Annotated in this window: 23 protein-coding genes; 22 read left to right on the top strand and 1 reads right to left on the bottom strand. The window is 55.2% G+C overall.

Annotated elements, in window-relative coordinates; all coding sequences use genetic code 11:
- The first annotated feature begins 2 nt into the window (after window positions 1–2).
- From cpcA (SYC_RS02575) to SYC_RS02470, 22 genes are all read left to right on the top strand, one after another.
- The gene (gene cpcA / locus SYC_RS02575) at window positions 3–494 is read left to right on the top strand and encodes a phycocyanin subunit alpha (RefSeq protein ID WP_011242812.1); all 492 of its coding nucleotides are present in this window, start codon (window positions 3–5) and stop codon (window positions 492–494) included.
- A gap of 105 nt (window positions 495–599) precedes the next feature.
- Window positions 600–1,421 (top strand): phycobilisome rod-core linker polypeptide, encoded by an 822-nt coding sequence (locus SYC_RS02570; protein ID WP_011242811.1) that lies wholly within the window; start codon window positions 600–602, stop codon window positions 1,419–1,421.
- A gap of 47 nt (window positions 1,422–1,468) precedes the next feature.
- The gene (locus SYC_RS02565; RefSeq protein ID WP_011242810.1) at window positions 1,469–2,338 is read left to right on the top strand and encodes a phycobilisome rod-core linker polypeptide; all 870 of its coding nucleotides are present in this window, start codon (window positions 1,469–1,471) and stop codon (window positions 2,336–2,338) included.
- Between the two features lie 91 nt (window positions 2,339–2,429).
- Window positions 2,430–2,675: a phycobilisome linker polypeptide gene (locus SYC_RS02560; RefSeq protein ID WP_011242809.1), complete on the top strand. Its 246-nt coding sequence runs from the start codon at window positions 2,430–2,432 to the stop codon at window positions 2,673–2,675.
- A 509-nt stretch (window positions 2,676–3,184) separates the two neighbouring features.
- Window positions 3,185–3,706: a phycocyanin subunit beta gene (locus SYC_RS02555; RefSeq protein ID WP_011242808.1), complete on the top strand. Its 522-nt coding sequence runs from the start codon at window positions 3,185–3,187 to the stop codon at window positions 3,704–3,706.
- A gap of 51 nt (window positions 3,707–3,757) precedes the next feature.
- The gene (cpcA, locus tag SYC_RS02550; protein WP_011242807.1) at window positions 3,758–4,249 is read left to right on the top strand and encodes a phycocyanin subunit alpha; all 492 of its coding nucleotides are present in this window, start codon (window positions 3,758–3,760) and stop codon (window positions 4,247–4,249) included.
- A gap of 90 nt (window positions 4,250–4,339) precedes the next feature.
- Entirely contained in the window at window positions 4,340–5,161 is an 822-nt protein-coding gene (locus tag SYC_RS02545; RefSeq protein ID WP_011242806.1) for a HEAT repeat domain-containing protein, read from the top strand.
- 6 nt (window positions 5,162–5,167) lie between these two features.
- On the top strand, window positions 5,168–5,791 hold the full coding sequence (locus SYC_RS02540; RefSeq protein ID WP_011242805.1) for a HEAT repeat domain-containing protein: 624 nt from the start codon (window positions 5,168–5,170) through the stop codon (window positions 5,789–5,791).
- A gap of 26 nt (window positions 5,792–5,817) precedes the next feature.
- The gene (locus SYC_RS02535) at window positions 5,818–6,600 is read left to right on the top strand and encodes a helix-turn-helix domain-containing protein (RefSeq protein WP_011242804.1); all 783 of its coding nucleotides are present in this window, start codon (window positions 5,818–5,820) and stop codon (window positions 6,598–6,600) included.
- Window positions 6,601–6,638: 38 nt separating this feature from the next.
- A complete protein-coding gene (locus SYC_RS02530; RefSeq protein ID WP_011242803.1) occupies window positions 6,639–7,670 on the top strand; it encodes a thiamine phosphate synthase in 1,032 nt (343 codons plus the stop codon).
- A 17-nt stretch (window positions 7,671–7,687) separates the two neighbouring features.
- The gene (gene thiS, locus SYC_RS02525) at window positions 7,688–7,900 is read left to right on the top strand and encodes a sulfur carrier protein ThiS (protein WP_011242802.1); all 213 of its coding nucleotides are present in this window, start codon (window positions 7,688–7,690) and stop codon (window positions 7,898–7,900) included.
- 112 nt (window positions 7,901–8,012) lie between these two features.
- Window positions 8,013–8,945 (top strand): DUF1517 domain-containing protein, encoded by a 933-nt coding sequence (locus tag SYC_RS02520; protein ID WP_011242801.1) that lies wholly within the window; start codon window positions 8,013–8,015, stop codon window positions 8,943–8,945.
- Window positions 8,946–9,136: 191 nt separating this feature from the next.
- Complete coding sequence (locus tag SYC_RS02515; protein WP_011242800.1) at window positions 9,137–11,164, top strand: type I restriction-modification system subunit M; 2,028 nt, start codon at window positions 9,137–9,139, stop codon at window positions 11,162–11,164.
- Between the two features lie 72 nt (window positions 11,165–11,236).
- On the top strand, window positions 11,237–11,386 hold the full coding sequence (locus tag SYC_RS02510) for a hypothetical protein (RefSeq protein WP_197058179.1): 150 nt from the start codon (window positions 11,237–11,239) through the stop codon (window positions 11,384–11,386).
- A gap of 3 nt (window positions 11,387–11,389) precedes the next feature.
- Complete coding sequence (locus SYC_RS02505) at window positions 11,390–12,325, top strand: DUF4351 domain-containing protein (RefSeq protein WP_011242799.1); 936 nt, start codon at window positions 11,390–11,392, stop codon at window positions 12,323–12,325.
- A 9-nt stretch (window positions 12,326–12,334) separates the two neighbouring features.
- Complete coding sequence (locus tag SYC_RS02500) at window positions 12,335–12,592, top strand: DUF4351 domain-containing protein (protein ID WP_011242798.1); 258 nt, start codon at window positions 12,335–12,337, stop codon at window positions 12,590–12,592.
- Between the two features lie 13 nt (window positions 12,593–12,605).
- Window positions 12,606–12,854 (top strand): DUF4351 domain-containing protein, encoded by a 249-nt coding sequence (locus SYC_RS02495; RefSeq protein ID WP_011242797.1) that lies wholly within the window; start codon window positions 12,606–12,608, stop codon window positions 12,852–12,854.
- Window positions 12,855–13,118: 264 nt separating this feature from the next.
- Window positions 13,119–14,480: a restriction endonuclease subunit S gene (locus tag SYC_RS02490; RefSeq protein WP_011242796.1), complete on the top strand. Its 1,362-nt coding sequence runs from the start codon at window positions 13,119–13,121 to the stop codon at window positions 14,478–14,480.
- Window positions 14,477–17,596: a type I restriction endonuclease subunit R gene (locus SYC_RS02485; RefSeq protein WP_011242795.1), complete on the top strand. Its 3,120-nt coding sequence runs from the start codon at window positions 14,477–14,479 to the stop codon at window positions 17,594–17,596. The genes SYC_RS02490 and SYC_RS02485 overlap by 4 nt, the downstream gene beginning before the upstream one ends.
- A 4-nt stretch (window positions 17,597–17,600) precedes the next feature.
- Entirely contained in the window at window positions 17,601–17,849 is a 249-nt protein-coding gene (locus SYC_RS13950; protein WP_011377849.1) for a hypothetical protein, read from the top strand.
- Window positions 17,846–18,394: a DUF4145 domain-containing protein gene (locus tag SYC_RS02475; protein ID WP_011242794.1), complete on the top strand. Its 549-nt coding sequence runs from the start codon at window positions 17,846–17,848 to the stop codon at window positions 18,392–18,394. The genes SYC_RS13950 and SYC_RS02475 overlap by 4 nt, the downstream gene beginning before the upstream one ends.
- A 195-nt stretch (window positions 18,395–18,589) precedes the next feature.
- Window positions 18,590–19,885 (top strand): dihydrolipoamide acetyltransferase family protein, encoded by a 1,296-nt coding sequence (locus SYC_RS02470; RefSeq protein WP_011242793.1) that lies wholly within the window; start codon window positions 18,590–18,592, stop codon window positions 19,883–19,885.
- Between the two features lie 225 nt (window positions 19,886–20,110).
- Here the strand turns inward: SYC_RS02470 and SYC_RS02465 are convergent, their stop codons facing one another.
- Window positions 20,111–20,662 carry a hypothetical protein gene (locus SYC_RS02465; protein ID WP_126146592.1) on the bottom strand — a complete coding sequence of 184 codons (552 nt, stop codon included), beginning with the start codon at window positions 20,660–20,662 and terminating at the stop codon, window positions 20,111–20,113.
- Window positions 20,663–20,758: the final 96 nt, after the last annotated feature.

Here is a 20,758-nt window from a genome sequence, read left to right as displayed (position 1 = left end):
TCATGTCCAAGACTCCTCTGACCGAAGCTGTCGCTGCTGCTGATTCGCAAGGGCGTTTTCTGAGCAGCGCTGAACTGCAAGTTGCATTTGGTCGTTTCCGTCAAGCTGCTTCTGGTTTGGCAGCGGCTAAGGCGTTGGCAAACAATGCTGACAGCTTGGTCAACGGTGCAGCGAACGCTGTTTACAGCAAGTTCCCCTACACCACCAGCACGCCTGGCAACAACTTTGCATCGACGCCGGAAGGCAAAGCGAAGTGTGCGCGTGACATTGGTTACTATCTGCGGATTGTGACCTATGCATTGGTTGCGGGTGGCACGGGTCCGATTGATGAGTACCTGTTGGCAGGTCTTGATGAGATCAACAAGACCTTCGACTTGGCGCCGAGCTGGTATGTGGAAGCGCTGAAGTACATCAAAGCGAATCATGGCTTGAGTGGTGACTCTCGCGATGAAGCCAACTCCTACATCGACTACCTCATCAATGCCCTCAGCTAGTCCCTAGTTGAAATCATGATCAACCCGGAAAGAGCAGATTCTGTTTTCGTGCAGAGGTTGCCTGCTCTCTTCCGGGCTTTTTTTTAAAAGCTTTTGGAGTTGAGTATGACGAGTCTTGAAGCAGCCCGTCGTCTCGGATTCTCGGCCTATAGTGAGTCAGCTCCTTTAGAATGGCGTGCGGGTGCATCTTCGGATGAAATCAACGCCATCATTCGCGCTGTCTATCGACAAGTGCTGGGCAATGATTACGTCATGGGCACCGAGCGCTTGACCAGTGCCGAATCTTTGCTGCGCGGTGGTGAAATTTCGGTTCGTGATTTTGTTCGGGCAGTTGCTCTTTCCGAACTGTATCGCGAAAAATTCTTCCATAACAATGCTCACAATCGATTCATTGAGCTGAACTTTAAACACCTGCTGGGTCGTGCTCCCTACGATCAAGCTGAAGTTGCTGCCCATGCTGCGACTTATCACAGTCACGGCTATGACGCAGATATCAATTCCTACATTGATTCTGCTGAATACACCGAAAGCTTTGGGGATAATGTCGTTCCTTACTTCCGGGGTTTTGCAACGATTCGGGCTCAAAAAACGGTTGGTTTCAACCGCATTTTTCAGCTCTATCGCGGCTATGCAACGAGCGATCGCTCAGCCACCAGCCAGCGATCGCGGCTCGATCAAGAAGTGGCACGCAATGCAGCGTCACCAGTGTTGATCGGCTCGACGGATAGTGCTCTTGTCGGCACCTGTGGCGGAAGCCGTGATCAGCTTTTCCGCGTTCAAGTACAGCAGCAAGGCGTGACGGCTCGCACTTCGAATCGGATTCGTCGTAGCAACGCTACCTACTTCGTGTCCTACGAAAAGCTGAATGCAACTCTGCAACGGGTTCATGCCCAAGGTGGCCGCATCGTCAGCATCACTCCAGCCTAGTCCTTCGCTCAGCTCCTCGTTTCTCCCTTTTTTGAGGTCTGCCCCCGATGGCAATTACTGTTGCATCCTCTCGTCTCGGAACAGCACCGTTCAGCAATGCTGCACCGGTTGAGCTGCGTCCTGATGGCGATCGCGACCAAGTACAAGCGGTAATCCGCGCGGTTTACCGCCAAGTGCTTGGCAACGACTACATCATGAAGTCGGAGCGCTTGACGGCCGCTGAATCCTTGCTGGTCAATGGCTCGATTTCCGTGCGCGACTTTGTCCGTGCTGTGGCTAAGTCAGAGTTGTACAAGACCAAGTTCTTCTACAACAACTTCCAAACCCGTGTCATTGAGTTGCACTGCAAACATCTGTTGGGTCGTGCACCCTATAGCGAGGCCGAAGTGATCGAGCACCTCGATCGCTACGAAACCCAAGGCTACGACGCAGATGTCGACTCCTACATCGATTCTTCGGAGTACTTGGAAACCTTCGGCGAAAGCATCGTTCCCTACTACCGAGACATTGAGTACCACGTCGGTCAGCAGAGCGTCGGTCTGCCGCGCCTGTTCTCGCTCTACCGGGGCTATGCTACGAGCGATCGCACCTCCTTGGGCGGTAACAATTCTCGCCTAGCGGCAAACTTGGCGGCCAAATCCGTGGCACCGGTCGTGGCCCCCAGCGTTGGCACCAACTACGTTGCTTCGACCAAGGGTGAAGCCCCGATGCGGGCCTTGGGTGGCTCGACGCCCTTTGGCCAAACGGCCAGCCGGATCTTCCGCGTTGAAATCGCGGCGATTAGCAAACCGGGCTTCCCCAGCGTGCGCCGCAGTAATCGCTCGCTCCTGGTGCCCTACGAGCAACTGAACAACACCTTGCAACAGGTCAACCGCAGCGGCGGTCGTGTTGTCAGCGTGGCGCCGGCTAGCCTCTAGCCTCTCTGGGGGTAAAAGCTGTGGGTTGGGCGAGCATCCCAGTTTTTGCCCCTATTGTTGTCTTCTCCGTCTCTCCAGAGGTTCTGCACGCATGTTGGGTCAATCTGCTTTGGTCGGCGCCCGTAGTGGTGCCGTCGCTAGTCGAGTCTTTGTCTACGAAGTTGAAGGCCTTCATCAAAGTGATCAGACCGATCTGAATCGCTACCCCGTGCGCCAGAGTGGCACGGTTCAATTCAAGGTGCCCTACGCACGCATGAACGAAGAATTGCGTCGCATCAATCGTTTGGGTGCCCGTATTGTCAGCATTAAGCCACTCACGGCTGAAGCTGAAGACTAGGTTGCCCCGCCGCAGATTCCTGACGACTCTCAGTCGTGTTTGGGAGCATCGAGCCCCCTAAGCCGCTTCCTTCCTCGTTAATGCGCAGGGATGAGGCGGCTTTTGCCATGCTGCTGTGACCGCTGCTAGGGACGACTGAGACCATAGCCCGCTATGAAGCGCGATCGCACTGGGCAGCATCTGTATCAGAGATGACTGTTGCTGGCGAGTCGTGGGAATACTCTCAGCATCGATCAGGTTGAGACGCGACCTCACTTTCCCAGCAGCCAGCTTGGCCCCAAGCGTATGAGGGCAGGTTTGCTGTGGGTGGATGGTTAACCATTATTAAAAAAGCGTCCGCTGTCTCTCTTTTCTCTAAAAATATTTCTTGGTTGGTTTGGTCAGCTGCCTAGATTGATTCGGTGCAATGCCATCACAGGTTGGCGTGATCAAAACTCAGCCGCTGTTTGTCGGTTACGACCCGCTTTCACAAAACACGACGAAAAAGTCGAGAACAGGAGACTGGTTGAATGACTTTTGATGCTTTCACCAAGGTGGTGGCACAAGCCGATGCCCGTGGCGAATTTTTGAGCGACGCCCAACTGGACGCGCTGAGCCGCTTGGTTGCAGAAGGCAACAAACGGATTGATACGGTCAACCGCATCACCGGTAATGCTTCGTCGATCGTCGCTAACGCAGCGCGTGCATTGTTTGCAGAGCAACCTTCTCTGATTGCTCCTGGCGGCAACGCATACACGAACCGTCGGATGGCGGCTTGTCTGCGCGACATGGAAATCATTCTCCGCTACGTGACCTACGCGGTCTTCACCGGCGATGCTTCCATTCTCGACGACCGCTGTTTGAACGGTCTGCGTGAGACCTACTTGGCTCTGGGCGTGCCCGGTGCATCGGTGGCAGAAGGCGTTCGCAAGATGAAAGACGCAGCTGTGGCGATTGTGAGCGACCGCAACGGCATCACCCAAGGTGACTGTTCAGCGATCATTTCCGAGCTGGGCAGCTACTTCGACAAAGCTGCTGCTGCAGTTGCCTAGTCATCGACTGGGATTGAGATAACAGACCTTTTTTCAGAGAAATAGGGAATCATGTCCAAGACTCCTCTGACCGAAGCTGTCGCTGCTGCTGATTCGCAAGGGCGTTTTCTGAGCAGCACTGAACTGCAAGTTGCATTTGGTCGTTTCCGTCAAGCTGCTTCTGGTTTGGCAGCGGCTAAGGCGTTGGCAAACAATGCTGACAGCTTGGTCAACGGTGCAGCGAACGCTGTTTACAGCAAGTTCCCCTACACCACCAGCACGCCTGGCAACAACTTTGCATCGACGCCGGAAGGCAAAGCGAAGTGTGCGCGTGACATTGGTTACTATCTGCGGATTGTGACCTATGCATTGGTTGCGGGTGGCACGGGTCCGATTGATGAGTACCTGTTGGCAGGTCTTGATGAGATCAACAAGACCTTCGACTTGGCGCCGAGCTGGTATGTGGAAGCGCTGAAGTACATCAAAGCGAATCATGGCTTGAGTGGTGACTCTCGCGATGAAGCCAACTCCTACATCGACTACCTCATCAATGCCCTCAGCTAGTTTTTAGCTGCTGCATTGTTCAAGCCCAGGTCTCTCAGGGGAGCTGGGCTTCCCTTTTTAAATCAGTGATTTTGTGAGCCGACTTCTGGAATGAGTGAAGCGGGGACGCCAGCTGAGGCGCTGACCTACGAACAAGCGATCGCGAATCTCCGACAGACAGCAGATACGGGCGATCGCTACTACGCAGCTTGGTGGCTGGGTCGGTTTCGGATGAAGCAGCCAGAGGCGATCGCGCTGTTGATTGAAGCCTTAGATGATAGCCTCGATCGCGCACCTGATGGCGGCTATCCCCTACGGCGCAATGCCGCACGCGCATTGGGAAAACTGGAAAGTCCTGAGGCGATCGCACCGTTGATTGCCTGCTTGCAGTGCGAGGACTACTACGTTCGCGAGGCTGCAACCCAGTCCTTAGGTGAGTTGCAAGCCACAGTTGCGGTTCCAGCGTTATTGAAACTGTTAGAGGGCGGACCTGAGGCGATCGCCGCGATTCCGGGTAAACCCCATCTGACTCAGCCAGCGGATGCGGTGATGGAAACCCTGGGACAACTGCGAGCAACGGTTGCTGTCCCTGTGGTGCAAGCGTTTCTGGAGCATCCGATCGATAAAATTCGCCTAGCAGCCGCACGATCGCTCTATCAGCTCACCGGCGACGATCACTATGCTGAGCGGGTTGTTCAAGGTTTGAGTGACCCGAAATTACAGCGCCGGCGGTCGGCCCTGATGGATTTAGGGGCGATCGGCTATTTGCCCGCTGCACCGCAAATTGCCCAGACGCTTGCCGAGAATAGTCTCAAACTGATCTCGCTCAAAGGGCTGCTCGATACTCATCTGCGGCAACAGACCCCCGAGGCGATCGCAGAGTTGGATGAGTCGGCAATCGCGCTGATGGATTTGATGGATGGTTTGCTGTAGGCACCTATGAGCACGGAATTGATCGCTGCTGTTGAAGCCGCTGATTCGGCGGAAGGACTGGTGCGGGCGGTAGCGGCACTGTCGGCGGCTCGTACTGATGCGGCTATCCCGACTTTGATTAGCGTTTTAGCGTTCAACAACCCAGGGGCTGCGGTGGTTGCGGTCGATGGTCTGATTCAACTGGGTTCTCCAGCGGCACAAGCCATTCTCAATAATCTGGATGACTATAACTACGGCGCAAGAGCTTGGGCTCTGCGCGCCTTAGCTGGCATTGGAGAACCGGCAGCCCTGCCCCTGCTCCTGTCAGCGGCGCGGGAAGATTTTTCGCTCAGTGTGCGGCGGGCGGCGACTTACGGCTTGGGGCGAGTGCGCTGGGCAGATCTGTCCGAGAGCGATCGCCTTGCCCAACAACAGCAGTGCTATGAAACCCTGAAGCTCTGCCTTCAGTACGATCCGGAATGGGTGGTGCGCTATGCAGCAGCAGCGGCACTGGAAACCTTAGCTCCGGCTGCAACCCAGCTCCAGTCTGCGATTGCAGAAACTCTCAACCGGCAGGCTCACAGCGATGAGGAACGAGCCGTTCAGGCGCGATCGCGTTTAGCCGAGCGACGCCTAGCCGGTGGTGTATAAAAGGATATCGCTGCGCCCAAGGATTCATGACTGAGTCACTGGTCTACACAGAAGAGCTGTACCGGATTGGGGCAGAACTGCGCGCCGCGCGGGAAGCTCAGGGTTTAGATCTCGCTGCGGTCGCTGCTCAATGTCGCGTGCGGTCAAGCTACCTCGAGGCGATTGAGAGTGGCGAAGTTCAGCGCCTGCCAGAGCCCGTGTTTGTGCAGGGTTTCATTCGCACCTACGCTCGCAGCTTGGGCCTCGATCCCGATACGCTTCTCGCGGATCTCTCCTTGGCAGACATCCATCTGGCTGCAACTCCAGCAACGGCTGCTGCGACCCAGCGATCTAAAGTGGCGATCGCGCTACCCTCTAAAGCCTCTCTGGGGCTATTGGGCCTAGTTGTGGTGATTGTGGCCGCGATCGCAGGCACTGGGGTCACCGTTTGGAACTGGCGGCAACAAATCGCCTTTGCCCCGACTGCGACTGCCCCTGAACCGCCGCCGCCACCGGAGGCTGCGCTCTCAACAACGCCTCTAGAACCGGAGCCGCGCACTGTTGCGATCGCCTTCCGTGGGCCTGCTTGGGCGGAAATTAGCGTGGATGGAGAAGTCGTGTTCTCGGGTATGGGCACCGCTGGTCAGCAGCTCTCGTTTTCGCCCAAACAAGAAGTGACGATCAATCCCGGTCGCCCCGATTTGATTTGGTTGAGTCGCGCTGGGCAAGCAGCGCAACCGCTTGGTACGATCAGCCAAGTTCAGCTTTATCGGATCTCGGTGCAAGCAGACCCCAGTTCAGAGCCTAACCCTGCAGTGGGCGATCGCTGACTTTCGCGGGTCCTAGCCCTCAGGCTAGAGTCGAAGGGATGTCGTCTGAGTCGAGCATGGATTGGGTTGAAACCCGTTGCCACCGCATTCTGGATGCCAACCTCGATCGCGCCCGTGAAGGGTTGCGCATTCTGGAAGAGTGGTGCCGCTTTGGCCTCGAGCGCGCTGACTTGAGCGCGACTTGCAAGGCGCTTCGGCAAGAAGTCGGCAGTTGGCATCGCCCAAAATTTCGTCAAGCTCGCGACACAACCCACGATCCCGGCACGAGCTTGAGTCATCCCCAAGAGCGACAGCGGACTGACCTCAATGCCGTTTTATTGGCGAACTGTGCGCGGGTTCAGGAAGCCCTGCGGGTGATTGAGGAATACGGCAAGCTGATCGAGGGGGATCTCAGCGATCGCGCTAAGGCAATGCGCTACCAGATCTATGTCTTGGAGTCTCAGCTGCAAAGTCGCGATCGCCTCAGTCGGTTGCGACAGGCACGGCTTTATCTTGTGACCTCGCCCCATCCTCGCTTGCTGGAGGTCGTTGAAGCGGCTCTTTCGGCAGGGCTGAAATTGGTGCAGTACCGCGACAAGCAGCAGGAGGATGCAACCCGCCTAGAAACCGCCTGCCGCTTGGCGGAACTCTGCCAGCGCTACGGAGCCCTTTTCCTCGTCAACGATCGCGTCGATCTAGCACTTGCTTGCGGGGCTGATGGCGTTCATCTTGGTCAGCAGGATGTGCCGATGGACGTGGCTCGCCGCATTCTCGGCCCCGATCGCATTGTTGGGCGATCGACGACCAGTCCTGAAGAGTTGGCCCGTGCCAATGCTGAAGGGGCGGACTATGTCGGCGTGGGGCCCATCTTTGCCACACCCACGAAACCCGGCAAAGCAGCAGCGGGCTTTGACTATTTAGGCTATGCCCGCCAGCAGGCTCAGCAGCCGTTTTATGCGATTGGTGGAATCGATGTCAGCAATGCCGCTGCGGTGGTTGCAGCCGGTGCCGATCGCCTCGCCGTGGTCCGCGCGATCATGGAGGCGCCCGACCCGAAGGCCGCTACGGCAGAACTTTTACAAATGCTTTAGATTCTCAGTCCTGGTCTATGTCTGAACCCATTTCACTCCAGATCAACGGAGAGTTGCGCGACTGTCCAGCGGGCCTTAACTTGCCTGACTTACTTCGCAGTCTTGGCCTAGAGCCGCGCCTCGTTGCTGTCGAGTACAACGGGGAGATCCTGCACCGTCAATTCTGGGAGAACACCCAGCCTGCCACGGGCGATCGCCTTGAGATTGTCACCATCGTTGGGGGCGGCTAGGTACGGCTATCTCGCCTTGGGTTAGCCTTTGGTGAGAGAAATGCCTCGAAGCCAGCCGCTACAGTAAGAGAGAGCGCAGTCTGTCTGCCTCAGCGCCGCATTCCACAAGACTATGCGCAAGCCATTCCTCAAATCGATCGGACGACTGTTGGTAGTCGTTCTACTGGTGGGCAGTTTGACCCTCAGTGCCGCTCAGTCTGCCTGGGCTGCCCGTGGTGGGCGGATCGGCGGTGGCTCTTTCTCAGCTCCGTCTCGCAGCTTCAGTAGCCCGTCGCGATCGTACAGCGGTGGTGGCGGTGGCTACTACCGTGGTGGTGGCGGCTTTGGCTTCCCCTTCGTGTTGCCGCTGTTCTTTGGCGGTGGCGGGGGCCTGTTTGGCTTCCTAATCATGATTGCGATCGCTGGCTTCCTGCTGCGAGCCTTCCAAAATGCGAGTGGGGGTGAGGGCAACAATGCTCGTTTGGCACCAGTCAGCAACTCCCAAGTGGCGATCGCCCAAGTTCAAGTCGGGTTGCTAGCCGGTGCGCGATCGCTGCAACGTGATCTTGAAGCGCTGGCGATGCGGGCGAATACCAACAGCAAAACAGGGCTGGCTAACGTTCTGCAAGAGACGACCCTTGCTCTGCTGCGCCACCCCGAATACTGGGCCTACGGCAGCGCCGAAGCGCAAAAAGTGACTTGGGGCACCGCCGAGAATGCCTTCAACCGGCTGACCCTGATGGAGCGCAGCAAGTTTTCGGGCGAAGGTGTTTCAAACGTCGATGGTCAAGTCAAACAGGCCACGCACACGGCAACCGCGATCGACCCGCTCAGCCAAGCGCCTGCGGAGTACATTGTGGTGACATTACTGGTCGCAGCGACAACGCAACTGCGGCTTCCCGCTCTGAACAGTACTAGCGATTTGCAGCAAGCCTTGCGCCAAATTGGGGCGATCGGTAGTGAAAGTCTGCTGGCTGTAGAAGTGCTCTGGAGTCCCGATTCGGAATCCGAAAGCTTGACTCGCGACGACGTGATGGCAAACTATCCTGACCTGCGCGTCCTCTAAACGCGATCGCGAATCTCCAATCTATCCGCCACCGGAGCCTCTAGGGGACTCCGGTTTTTTTGTGCTGGACGAGGTCAAAAGACGATGGGTGCGTCGGCCGGCACCAGTCTCTTGGGCGGCCAGAACATCCCAAATCAAAGACAATACAACAGACTTCATTGGCCTTACTTAACCCTCTCAACCCGCTTGCTATGACGTTTGAATCCTCCCAATCAACGACCGAAATCAGCAGTCTTCAAGCTGAGTTCCTCGGGGTGCTTCAAGCCCTCGGTGGCTCAGCGGGGAATAGCAAGCTGCAACAGTTGTTGGCGTGGGATGATGCTCGCTACGAGTCGGTCAAAGCAGAACTGATGCTGCAAGGCCGGATTCAATCAGGACGGGGACGCGGCGGGTCTGTGACGTTGATGGATAGTCAGGGAATTGCGATCGCTACGCCACCAGACCTCCCAATGGCCGCTCCTCTAGAACCGCAACCGACTGGACGCCAGAATCTCTCGGCCTTCATTTGGAGTGTGGCTGACCTGCTGCGCGGCGACTACAAACAGAGTGACTACGGCAAAATCATCCTGCCGTTTACGGTGCTGCGGCGCTTGGACTGTGTGCTTGCCCCGACGAAAGCCGCTGTTCTTGAAGAGAAAGTCCTACGCGAAAGCCAAGGCTTAGCTCCAGAACCGTTCTTGCTGAAGAAAGCAGGGCAGAACTTCTGCAATACCTCACCGCTCGATCTCAAGCAGCTGATGGGTGATGCCGACAACATTGGCGAGAACCTGCGTGCTTATATCCAAGGCTTCACGCCAGCAGTGCGGGACATTTTCGATAGCTTTGAGTTTCATCTACAAATCGATCGCCTCGAAAAAGCGGGTCTGCTTTACCTTGTCACTGAACGCTTTGCGCAGATCGACCTCCATCCCGATACGGTTAGCAATGCCGAGATGGGTTTGGTATTTGAGGAGCTGATTCGCAAATTTGCCGAACTCTCGAATGAAACGGCTGGGGAACACTTCACGCCCCGCGAAGTGATTCGGCTGATGGTCAATTTGCTCTTTATTGAGGATGATGCCGCGCTGACTCAGCCTGGAATTGTCCGCAGTCTGTATGACCCCACTGCAGGCACGGGCGGCATGCTCAGTGTGGCCGAGGAACATCTAACGGAGCTGAATCCTTCGGCGCGATTGGTGCTGTCGGGGCAGGAATTGAACCCAGAGTCCTATGCGATCTGCAAAGCCGACATGCTGATCAAGGGACAAAACATCCAGAATATTTGCTTTGGCAACACGCTCTCCGATGACAAGTTGCCCGATGCCAAGTACGACTACATGCTGTCGAATCCTCCCTTCGGCGTCGAGTGGAAAAAGATTCAGAAGGAAGTCCAGCGAGAAGCTGAACAGTTGGGCTACAGCGGTCGTTTTGGTCCTGGCTTACCTCGCGTCAGTGATGGCTCGTTGCTCTTTCTCCTGCATCTGATCTCGAAGATGCGACCTGCTAGTGAAGGCGGCAGCCGTCTGGGGATTGTGCTGAATGGATCACCGTTATTTACCGGCGGGGCTGGGTCTGGCGAGAGCGAGATTCGCCGCTATGTCCTTGAAAACGATCTGGTCGAGGCGATTATCGCTTTGCCCACGGACATGTTCTACAACACAGGTATCAGCACCTATATCTGGATTCTGAGTAACCGGAAGCCTGCAAGCCGCAAAGGCAAAGTTCAGCTAATTGATGCCAGTGGTTTTTGGCAGAAGATGCGCAAGAGTTTGGGCAGTAAGCGCAAGGAACTGAGCGAGGAGCAGATTGCGGAGATTACGCGGTTGTTCGGCAACTTTGAGGAAGCCGATCGCGATGGGAAACCCGTTAGCAAAATCTTTCGCAATGAAGAGTTTGGCTATCGCACGATTACAGTGGAGCGTCCGCAGCGAGATGAGGCGGGGAATGTCGTACTGGCGCAGCGGGGCAAGACTAAGGGGCAGCCTGTGGCGGATGCCAGCTTACGGGATACCGAGAATGTGCCGCTAACTGAGGATGTAGACACCTATTTCCAGCGAGAAGTGTTGCCGCATGTGCCGGATGCTTGGATCGACCCAGAGAAAACCAAAGTCGGTTACGAGATTCCCTTTAACCGGCATTTTTATGTGTTTACGCCACCGCGATCGCTGGAGGAAATTGATGCGGAGTTACAGCAAGTCACCGATCGCATTCTGACAATGCTCGGGGGCTTATCTCACTAAAGACAAGAGAGGAAGTTAGTCATGACCCAAGAGTCGCAATCTCAAGATCATGATTCAGATATGCAAAAAGTAATGCCTGCTTTATTGCGGGCGGCACAGCGAGCACGGGAATTGGCACGACAAACAGGGACTGGGCTTTCCGTTGTGATTGATGGGGAGCTGCGGATGCTCTCAGGTAAGGAGTTGGAAGATGACCGCTATTGGAGCGATCGCAAGGAATGAAGCATGACCGATTCTGCGCTGCCCCTTACCGAGAGCGATTCACCGTGGAAGGAGTTAATTGAGGCTTTCTTCCCAGAGTTCATTCGCTTCTTTTTGCCGATCGCGGATCCCGACATTGATTGGGATCGCGGCTATGAGTTTCTGGATAAGGAGCTCCAGCAGATTACAGCCGAGGCGGAGACTGGCCGACGTTATGCGGACAAGCTCGTTAAGGTTTGGACGAAAGCCGGTCAAGAAGCGTGGGTGCTGGTACACATTGAGGTGCAGGGCGCGAGGGAATCGAACTTTGCGGAGCGGATGTATGTCTATCGCTATCGCATCTTCGATCGCTTTGCGGTGCCGATCGCGAGTGTGGCGATTTTGGCGGATGAGTCACCGACGTGGCGACCCAATGCTTTTGAGACAGCGCTTTGGGGCAGTCGTGATCTCAGTGAGTTTGTCAGCGTTAAGTTGCTGGATTATCTCGATCGCCTTGATCAACTCTTGGAGGATGAGAATCCGTTTGCGATCGCGGTGGCTGCGCATTTACGGGCGATTCAGACGAAGCAAGATCGGCAACTGCGCAAGCGATGGAAGCTGGAGTTGTTGAAACTTTTGTATGAGCGGGGCCTGAGTCGAGAGCGCATTATTGGCCTTTTCAAGTTCATTGACTGGCTCTTGAGCCTTCCCGAAGGTCTTGAGCTAGAGTTCAGGAGTGAGCTGTCGGCTTATGAGCAGGAGCGCCGAATGCCTTACATCACCAGCATTGAACGCATTGGCCGGCGGGAGGAAGCGAAGATTTTTGTTCTTCGTTTACTGACGAAGCGCTATGGAACTCTGTCCTCAAGTCTTTTAGCGCAAGTACAAGCGCTGTCTATCGAGCAGATGGAAGCACTGGGAGAAGCATTATTTGATTTCTCAACGATTGATGATCTGGAGGTGTGGCTGAGTCAGCAGTAGCGGAGGAAAGTGCTGTCGGCTTATGAGCAGGAGCGCCGGATGCCTTACATCACCAGCATTGAACGCATTGGCAGACAGGAAGGCCGGAGGGAACAAGCTGATACTTTAGTTCTCCGGCAGCTTACCCGACGTTGTGGCACGCTCTCACCTGCTTTGCTGACGCAGATACAAGCCCTATCGCTCGAACAGATGGAGAATCTAGCAGATGACTTGTTGGATTTCTCTGGCATTCAAGATTTAGAGGACTGGCTCAATCAGCAGTTGTAGGCAGGAGTAACCGATGCCTTACATCACCAGCGTTGAACGCATTGCTCGGAAAGAAGGCTTTGCACAGGGTTTTCAAGAAGGCCGGCTAGAGGTGGCAACGGCTTTTGTTCTTCGTTTGCTACCAAAGCGATGTGGGGTGCTGTCACCAGAGTTACTGGAGCAAGTTCAAGCCCTATCTCTTGAGCAACTAGAAGATCTATGTGAGGCGTTGTTGGATTTTGCCGATGTTCAAGATTTAGAAGATTGGCTGAATCAGCAGTAAGTGGCCCGATCGCGGTTTGGAGGGGGTTAGGGATGAGCCAGACGAAGCTGGATCCGCCGCAATCTAGTACGGAACAGGGACAACGACGGAAGCGCCGCCGGAAGTTGCTGGGAATGTTGTTTGGTGCGGCTGGGAAGTAGGCCGATCGCGCTGTGGGTTTTGGTGCTGCGGGGATGCGAGGGCTAAGCTAGGACAAGACTTCAATCTGTAGTGTGCAGAGAGAGGTGGTTGTGATTGACGGCGTTGGGCTGGAGACAGTTTGGAATGAGTTTTCCTCGATATCCGGCTTACAAAGATTGCGGTATTGAATGGCTTGAAAAACTTCCTTCTCACTGGAATGTATTACAACTACGGCGACTAATACCAGAAATAGAGTCTGGAGTCAGTGTTAATGCTCTTGATCATGCTCCAGACGAAGGAATTCCATCTGTACTTAAAACTAGCTGTGTCTACACAGGTTCTTTCCGTCCAGAGGAAAGGAAAGAAATTATTCAAGAAGATATTGACCGAGCTGCTTGTCCTGTTAAATCTGGAAGACTTATTGTTAGCAGGATGAATACACCTGATTTAGTAGGTGCTGCTGGTTTAAGCTTGGTTGATTATGACTGTGTTTTTCTGCCTGATCGCTTATGGCAAGTAAGAATTAGCAATGTCTATCCAAACTTTGCTTACTATTGGACACAGACACAAATTTATAGAGATCAGGTAAAAATGGTTTGCTCTGGAACCTCTTCCAGTATGCAAAACCTTAGTCAAGATAATTTTTTGTCATTTATTCTCCCAGTACCTAGTGATGAAGAACAAATAGCGATCGCATCTTTTCTCGATCGCGAAACGGCAAAAATTGATGCACTGATCGCAGAACAACAACGTCTGATTGCGCTGCTGCAAGAAAAACGCCAAGCGGTCATTTCCCACGCAGTCACCAAAGGACTCAACCCCGATGCGCCGCTGAAAGATTCGGGCATTGAGTGGCTCGGCCAAGTCCCCGCCCATTGGAAAACAGGAAAGATTAAGCATTACTTCAAAACTTCTAGTGGCGGGACACCTAATACTGAAGAGCAAGCTCTTTATTATGCTGACTCTGACTCAGGTATTCCTTGGGTAAGAACAACAGATATCGAAAATCAAGAAGTAAGATCTGCTGAAGTATCTATCACAAATCAAGCTATTCAAGATACTGCTTGTGAAATCTTGCCAGTGGATACTGTTCTAGTTGCTTTGTATGGCGGAGGTGGAACCGTAGGAAAAAATGGAATTCTTACTTTCCCTGCTGCTATAAATCAAGCGCTATGTGCTCTTTTACCCTCATATTATGCCGTTCCAATGTTTACATTTAGATATATTCAGTTCCTTAGACCTTTTTGGATGGAGCGAGCTGTTAGTGCTCGTAAAGCCGGCAATATTAGCCAAGAGCTTGTGCGAGATACAGTTTTTGCTTTGCCTCCACTAGATGAACAGATTCTAATTGTCAAACACATTCATTCTCAACTAGAAGAGATCACATCACTTGAGAATGAATCAACAAAGTCTCTTTCTCTTTTGCAAGAGCGGCGATCGGCATTAATTTCGGCGGCAGTGACCGGACAAATTGACGTGCGGGGCTTGGCGGAGGTGGCCGCATGACTGTGCATTTAGAAAGTGCTTTTGAAGCAGAAATTTGCCAAGACCTCGCCCAGCAAGGCTGGATTTATGAGGAAGGCGCAGCCGCTGACTACGATCGCGCTTTAGCGCTTTATCCACCCGATCTGTTTGCTTGGCTCCAACAAACCCAACCGGAAGCTTGGGAAACTCTGCAACAAAAACAAGGCACTCAAGCCGAAGCGATTCTGTTGCAACGAGTCCGGCAACAACTCGATCAAGTCGGCACCCTCGATCTGTTGCGCTATGGCCTCGAAGTCCTCGGACTGCCGCGATCGCTGAAGCTGGCGCAATTCAAACCCGCCTTTGCTACTAATGCCGAAATTCGCGATCGCTACGAAGCCAATCGGCTGCGCGTCATTCGGCAAGTGCGCTATTCCCTCCACAATCAAAACTGTATTGATCTCGTTCTGTTCCTGAATGGCATTCCCGTCGCCACCGTCGAACTCAAAACCGATAACACCCAAAACATCGCCGACGCCGTTTATCAATACAAACAAGATCGCAACCCCAAACCCGCCGGACAATCGCCAGAACCGTTGCTGAGTTTCCCGAGTGGCGCGATCGTGCATTTCGCCGTCAGTAATCGCGAAGTGCAAATGACCACCAAGCTGGCGGGCTTTGCTACTGTTTTCCTACCCTTTAACCAAGGCAGTGATCCAGGTGCGCCCGATTGTGGCGCGGGGAATCCTGTCAGCTCTGCTAGTGGTCACCGCACCGCTTATCTCTGGCAAGAGGTGTGGCAACGCGATAGCTGGCTGGAAATTCTGGGGCGCTATTGCATCACCGAGCGCAACAAGAAACAGCAAATCACCCGCCTGCTCTTCCCGCGCTATCACCAACTGATCGTGACGCGGCGACTGCAAGAGGCGGTCCTGCAAGAAGGGGCTGGCCACAAGTATTTAGTGCAGCATTCCGCCGGTTCTGGCAAAACCAATTCGATCGCTTGGACAGCGCATTTCTTTAGTGAACTCCACGACGCCGATAACCGCAAAGTCTTCGATTCCGTGATCGTTGTTAGCGATCGCAACGTCATTGATACGCAACTGCAAGAAGCGATCGAAAGTTTCGAGCGGCACAAAGGCGTGGTTGCTGCCATCACCCGCGACGACGGCAGCAAAAGCAGCAAACTTGCCGAAGCCCTCAAGGGCGATAAGAAAATTGTTGTCTGCACGATTCAGACCTTTCCCTTCGCTCTGCAAGCCGTACGCGAACTGGCCGCCACCGAAGGTAAACGCTTTGCTGTCATTGCCGACGAAGCCCACAGTTCTCAAACCGGCGAAGCCGCCAGCAAACTCAAACAACTGCTTTCTCCTGCCGAACTCGCCGATCTCAACGACGGCGGCGAAGTGGATCTCGAAGCCGTCCTTGCGGCCCAAATGAGCGATCGTGCCCGCGAAAGCGGCATCACCTACGTTGCTTTTACCGCCACACCCAAAGCCAAAACGCTGGAATTATTCGGCAGACGTCCCGATCCCAACCGACCGGCTGGCCCTGATAATCTGCCCATGCCCTTCCACGTCTATTCAATGCGGCAAGCGATCGAGGAAGGCTTCATCCTCGATGTTCTGCAAAACTACACCAGCTACAAAGTCGCCTTCCGCCTTGCCCAAGCAGGCCAGCAGTTTAGCGATCAAGAAGTGGAGCGCAACGCTGCCCTCAAAAAGCTGATGGGCTGGGTCAAGCTGCATCCCCACAACATCGCCCAGAAAGTCGCGATCGTGGTTGAGCATTTTCAGCAATACGTCGCGCCACTGCTGAATGGCAAAGCCAAAGCGATGGTCGTGGTCGGTTCCCGCAAAGAAGCCGTGCGCTGGAAACTAGCGATCGATCGCTACATTGCAGCAAAACAGTACCGTCTCGGCACCCTTGTTGCCTTTAGTGGCGAAGTCCGCGATCGCGATTCTGGCCCCGACCCGTTCACTGAAACCAGCCCCAACCTCAACCCCAACTTACAAGGCGACATCCGCGAAACCTTCAAAAGCGATCGCTACCAAATCCTGATCGTCGCCAACAAATTCCAAACCGGCTTCGACCAACCCTTGCTCTGTGGCATGTACATCGATCGGCGTCTTGCGGGCATCCAAGCCGTGCAAACTCTATCGCGCCTCAACCGCTGCCATCCCGGCAAAGACACCACTTATATTGTCGATTTCAGCAACGATCCCGCTGAGATTCTGGCCGCCTTCAAGACCTACTACACCACCGCTGAACTCGCCAGCGCCACCGATCCCAACCTGATCTTGGATCTGCGGCTCAAGCTCGATGCTCAGAAGCATTACGACGCATACGAAATCGATCGCGTTGTCAAAGTTGTCCTCAACCCCAACGCCAAACAAAGTGATCTGCAAAAAGCCCTAGAACCGATCGCCGAACGCTTGCTGTATCAATACCGCAACGCTCGCCAAGCCGCCCGCACCGCCGAAGCCCAAAACGACCCTGCCGCCCTCAAAACCGCCCAAGACGAACTCGCCGCCCTCACCCTGTTCCGCAGCGACCTAGGCACCTACGTCCGTCTTTACACCTTCCTCTCGCAAATCTTCGACTACGGCAACACCGCTTACGAAAAACGCGCGATCGTCTTCCGTCGCCTGATCCCGTTGCTGGAATTTGAGCGCGAAGTCGGCAGCATCGACCTCTCCAAAGTTGTCCTGACTCACTACCAAGTCCGCCACCAAGGCGATCGCCGCCTCGATCTCCAACAGGGCGAAGCCATCCCCGTCCCCGGCCTCCAACCCGGCAAAGGTGTTGTCCAAGACCAAGAGAAAGTCTGGCTCTCAGCCCTGATCGTCAAACTGAACGAACTATTCACAGGCGATCTCACCGACGCGGACAAGGTCAACTACGTCAGCGTTGTCCTCCGCAGCAAACTCCTCGAATCCCCCACCCTGCGTCAGCAAGCGATCGCCAACAGTAAAGAGCAATTTGCGAGCTCCCCCGACTTTGCCCAAGAACTGCTCGAAGCGATCATCAGCGCCCTCGACGCTCACCAATCCATGAGTAGCCAAGCCCTCAACTCTAAGCAGGTACAGGACGGCATCAAAAACATCCTGCTCAACCAAACCGGCCTCTACGAAGAACTGCGATCGCAAGCCGCCTAGCCCCATGCGCCTCGCACCAAAGGTCATCACCAGCTTGTTTTACCCGCAGCGATCGCAATTCAGCCGATCAGTCTTATCCGAAATCTTTCTTGTTGCGGGGGGCTGGGGGAGTCGAGTCCCCCAGTGCGTGGGCGTGGGGGTGCGCAATCATCCCCACAAAACCGGCTGTTCGCCCCTTTTCCGATCTCTCCCTGCGGCTGCAGTGATTCCAACCAGTGATCCCAACAACCCTCAGTATTGCGATCGCCCATGACACCCAACTTTGACCCCACACAAGTGGCGACCGCCGCACAAGCTCTGGTCTTGCAAATGATGGCCGAACGGGGCCGCGGTGTCGTCCTTGTTGGTGCTGCCCGTTTAGATCTGGCCCTCGAACGCCTGTTGCAATCCGTCATGGCTCCCCTTGGCGATGAAGAAGACGTTCTCTTCACCCCCGATCGCTCCCTGGGCAGCTTTGCCGCCAAGATTACTCTCGCAGCTCGGCTCGGCTTACTGGATCCCACAGTCGAGAAAGCCCTGCATGGCATTCGGGCCGTTCGCAATGACTTTGCCCACAGTGCCAGTGACACCAACCTGAGCGAAGCCCGCCACCAAAAGCGCCTCGCCAAGTCCTATCAAGCTGCTCGCCGAAATCCGCTCTGGCTACCGCTGGAGCAAGTCTTCGATGAGCACAATGTGGCGATTGGCACCAGCGATCGCGAATTCATTTTGCTGGTGACCATTTTGGCTGCCTTTATCGATGCCTGCACCTCACTGCAAACCCCCTTCCGTCCGCGAGCCACCGTCCGCTTTCACTAACTGACCTTAATCTGGCGACAGGAGCCTCCTACTGCCCTATACCCTCTTCCTTTGGGTTGGTACCTAGCGCGATTGCCCTTCGCGAAAATCTGCAGCGATCGCCACTAGTCCGGACCACGGCTCGCGATAAGATCGGCTGTTGATTGAACCGCCGGTTGGCGGACGTTTGCTGCGCTACCCCTTCGGAACTCGCTCATGATCCACGAAGTCTTCATGCCCGCCCTCAGCTCCACTATGACCGAGGGCAAGATCGTCGAGTGGGTGAAGGCTCCGGGCGATCGTGTCGAGAAAGGTGAAACAGTCCTGATCGTCGAGTCGGACAAAGCCGACATGGACGTGGAATCTTTCTATGAAGGCTACCTCGCGACGATTATTGTGCCGGCAGGCGGCAATGCTCCCGTGGGCGAAGCGATCGCTCTGATTGCAGAAACTGAAGCCGAAATTGAAGTTGCGAAGCAACAGGCAGCCGGTGCTGGTTCCGCTGCAGCGACCCCTGCAACCCCTGCTGCTACGGCGGCACCCGAACCCGTCGCTGTGAGCCCTGAACCTGTCGCTGCTCCTACAGCAACCCGCAGCGATCGCTTGGTTGCCTCCCCGCGTGCCAAAAAACTCGCCAAGAGCTTGGGCGTTGACCTCGGTAGCCTTACCGGCAGTGGTCCCCACGGTCGAATTGTGGCAGCCGATGTCGAAGCCGCCGCAGGAGTTACTGCCAAACCCGCGATCGCTACCCCTGTGGCTCCTGCCGTTGTCACCGCACCGGTTGCTGCTCCCGTTGCTACGGCTCCTGCTGCCCCCGCGCCAACTCCCGCGATCGCGCCGGGTCAGTTCGTGCCCTACAGCACCTTCCAGCAGGCCGTGGTTCGCAACATGGAAGCGAGCCTCAACGTGCCGGTCTACCGCGTCGGTTACACGATCACCACCGATGCGATCGATAGTTTGGCCAAGCAGCTCAAGCCCAAAGGCGTGACAATCACGGTTTTGCTGGCCAAAGCCGTCGCTGCAACCCTCGCCAAGCATCCCTTGCTCAATGCTCGGGTGACAGAAACTGGCGTCCAGTACAACGAAGCCATCAACGTGGCGATCGCGGTGGCTATGGATGATGGCGGTCTGCTGACCCCCGTACTGGGTCGTGCTGATCAAACCGATCTCTATAGCTTGGCTCGCAACTGGAAGGATCTCGTGGCGCGATCGCGCACCAAGCAACTCAAACCCGAGGAATACACCACCGGCACCTTTACCCTCTCCAATCTAGGGATGTTTGGTGTCGATCGCTTCGATGCGATTCTGCCGCCGGGCACCGGTGCGATTCTGGCGATTGGGGCTTCCAAACCGACCCTCGTGGCCACGGCTGACGGTCTGTTTGGCGTCAAGCGGCAGATGCAAGTTAACCTCACCTGTGATCACCGCCACATCTACGGCGCTCATGCGGCTGCCTTCCTCAAGGACTTGGCCGACCTGATTGAAAACCGCCCCGAAAGCCTGACCCTCTAATTACTCGACGCACTGCGTTGGCCGGATCTGGGTGACTTACTCAGATCCGTTTTTATTGGCTTCGAACACACTTTTGAATGAATTAGTCAAAAGATTTATCCGTTTTAGTCAGACCTTATCCGCCTCTCACCAGAGGCTAACACCGGCTAGTTTTAGCCGCCGCGATCGAGGCTCCACCCCAACCCACCAAACAAACTGTGATCGTCGACCGACTCTCTCCTCCATCTAGCCGCGAGTACCCGGCGTTGCTAGATTGACGACGCAGCCGACAGGCTCCGGTTGATACCAGCAGGTGTAGGTGCCGAGGCGCTGGCCAGCACGATTAAAGATGCGCAGGTTATAGCCTGCTGAACTGCTGACTCGCCCAAAAATCATCAAGAAGCGATAGCGGCCAAAATAGCTGCGATTGCTCCACTCAGCGGTCCGCACTACCAAGTCCACCCGTCCCGGTTGCCCCGGTTGCCGAAGCTGCACCAACCACTGCGGGTCAAGGTCGCGGGCATAGAGGTCTCGGGTCAGCCAGAGGTCAGGCTGCATGATCCCTAGCGGACAGATCGTGCGGTCGGTGATCGTAATGCCTGGTGGCAGTGAAGCTTCTGAGGCCTTGCAAATAGGCTGTTCCTCCCGATCGAGCAGCTCAAAGTCGAGTGGTGTTGGATCGGGACGTGGCGGCGTAGCCCATGGGTCGATTCCAGCAGGGACCGAGGCGAGTAGACTGACCGAAGAAACTGGGATACAAGCCCTGTCCTTTAGGACGACTTTAGTTGATACGCTCATCTCCAATCCCTTGGGTACTACGGCAGAGCCCTCGGGTGTATCACCGCTAAAGGCCCCCGCATCTGAGGGGCACTCGGCGAAGAAGCGCGTGGAGGG

It is taken from the genome of Synechococcus elongatus PCC 6301 (genome assembly GCF_000010065.1).
In the GTDB taxonomy this organism is placed as follows: Bacteria; Cyanobacteriota; Cyanobacteriia; order Synechococcales; family Synechococcaceae; genus Synechococcus; species Synechococcus elongatus.
The sequence above is the reverse complement of the archived record's forward strand: the minus strand, read 5'-3'. Positions and strand labels throughout refer to the sequence as shown.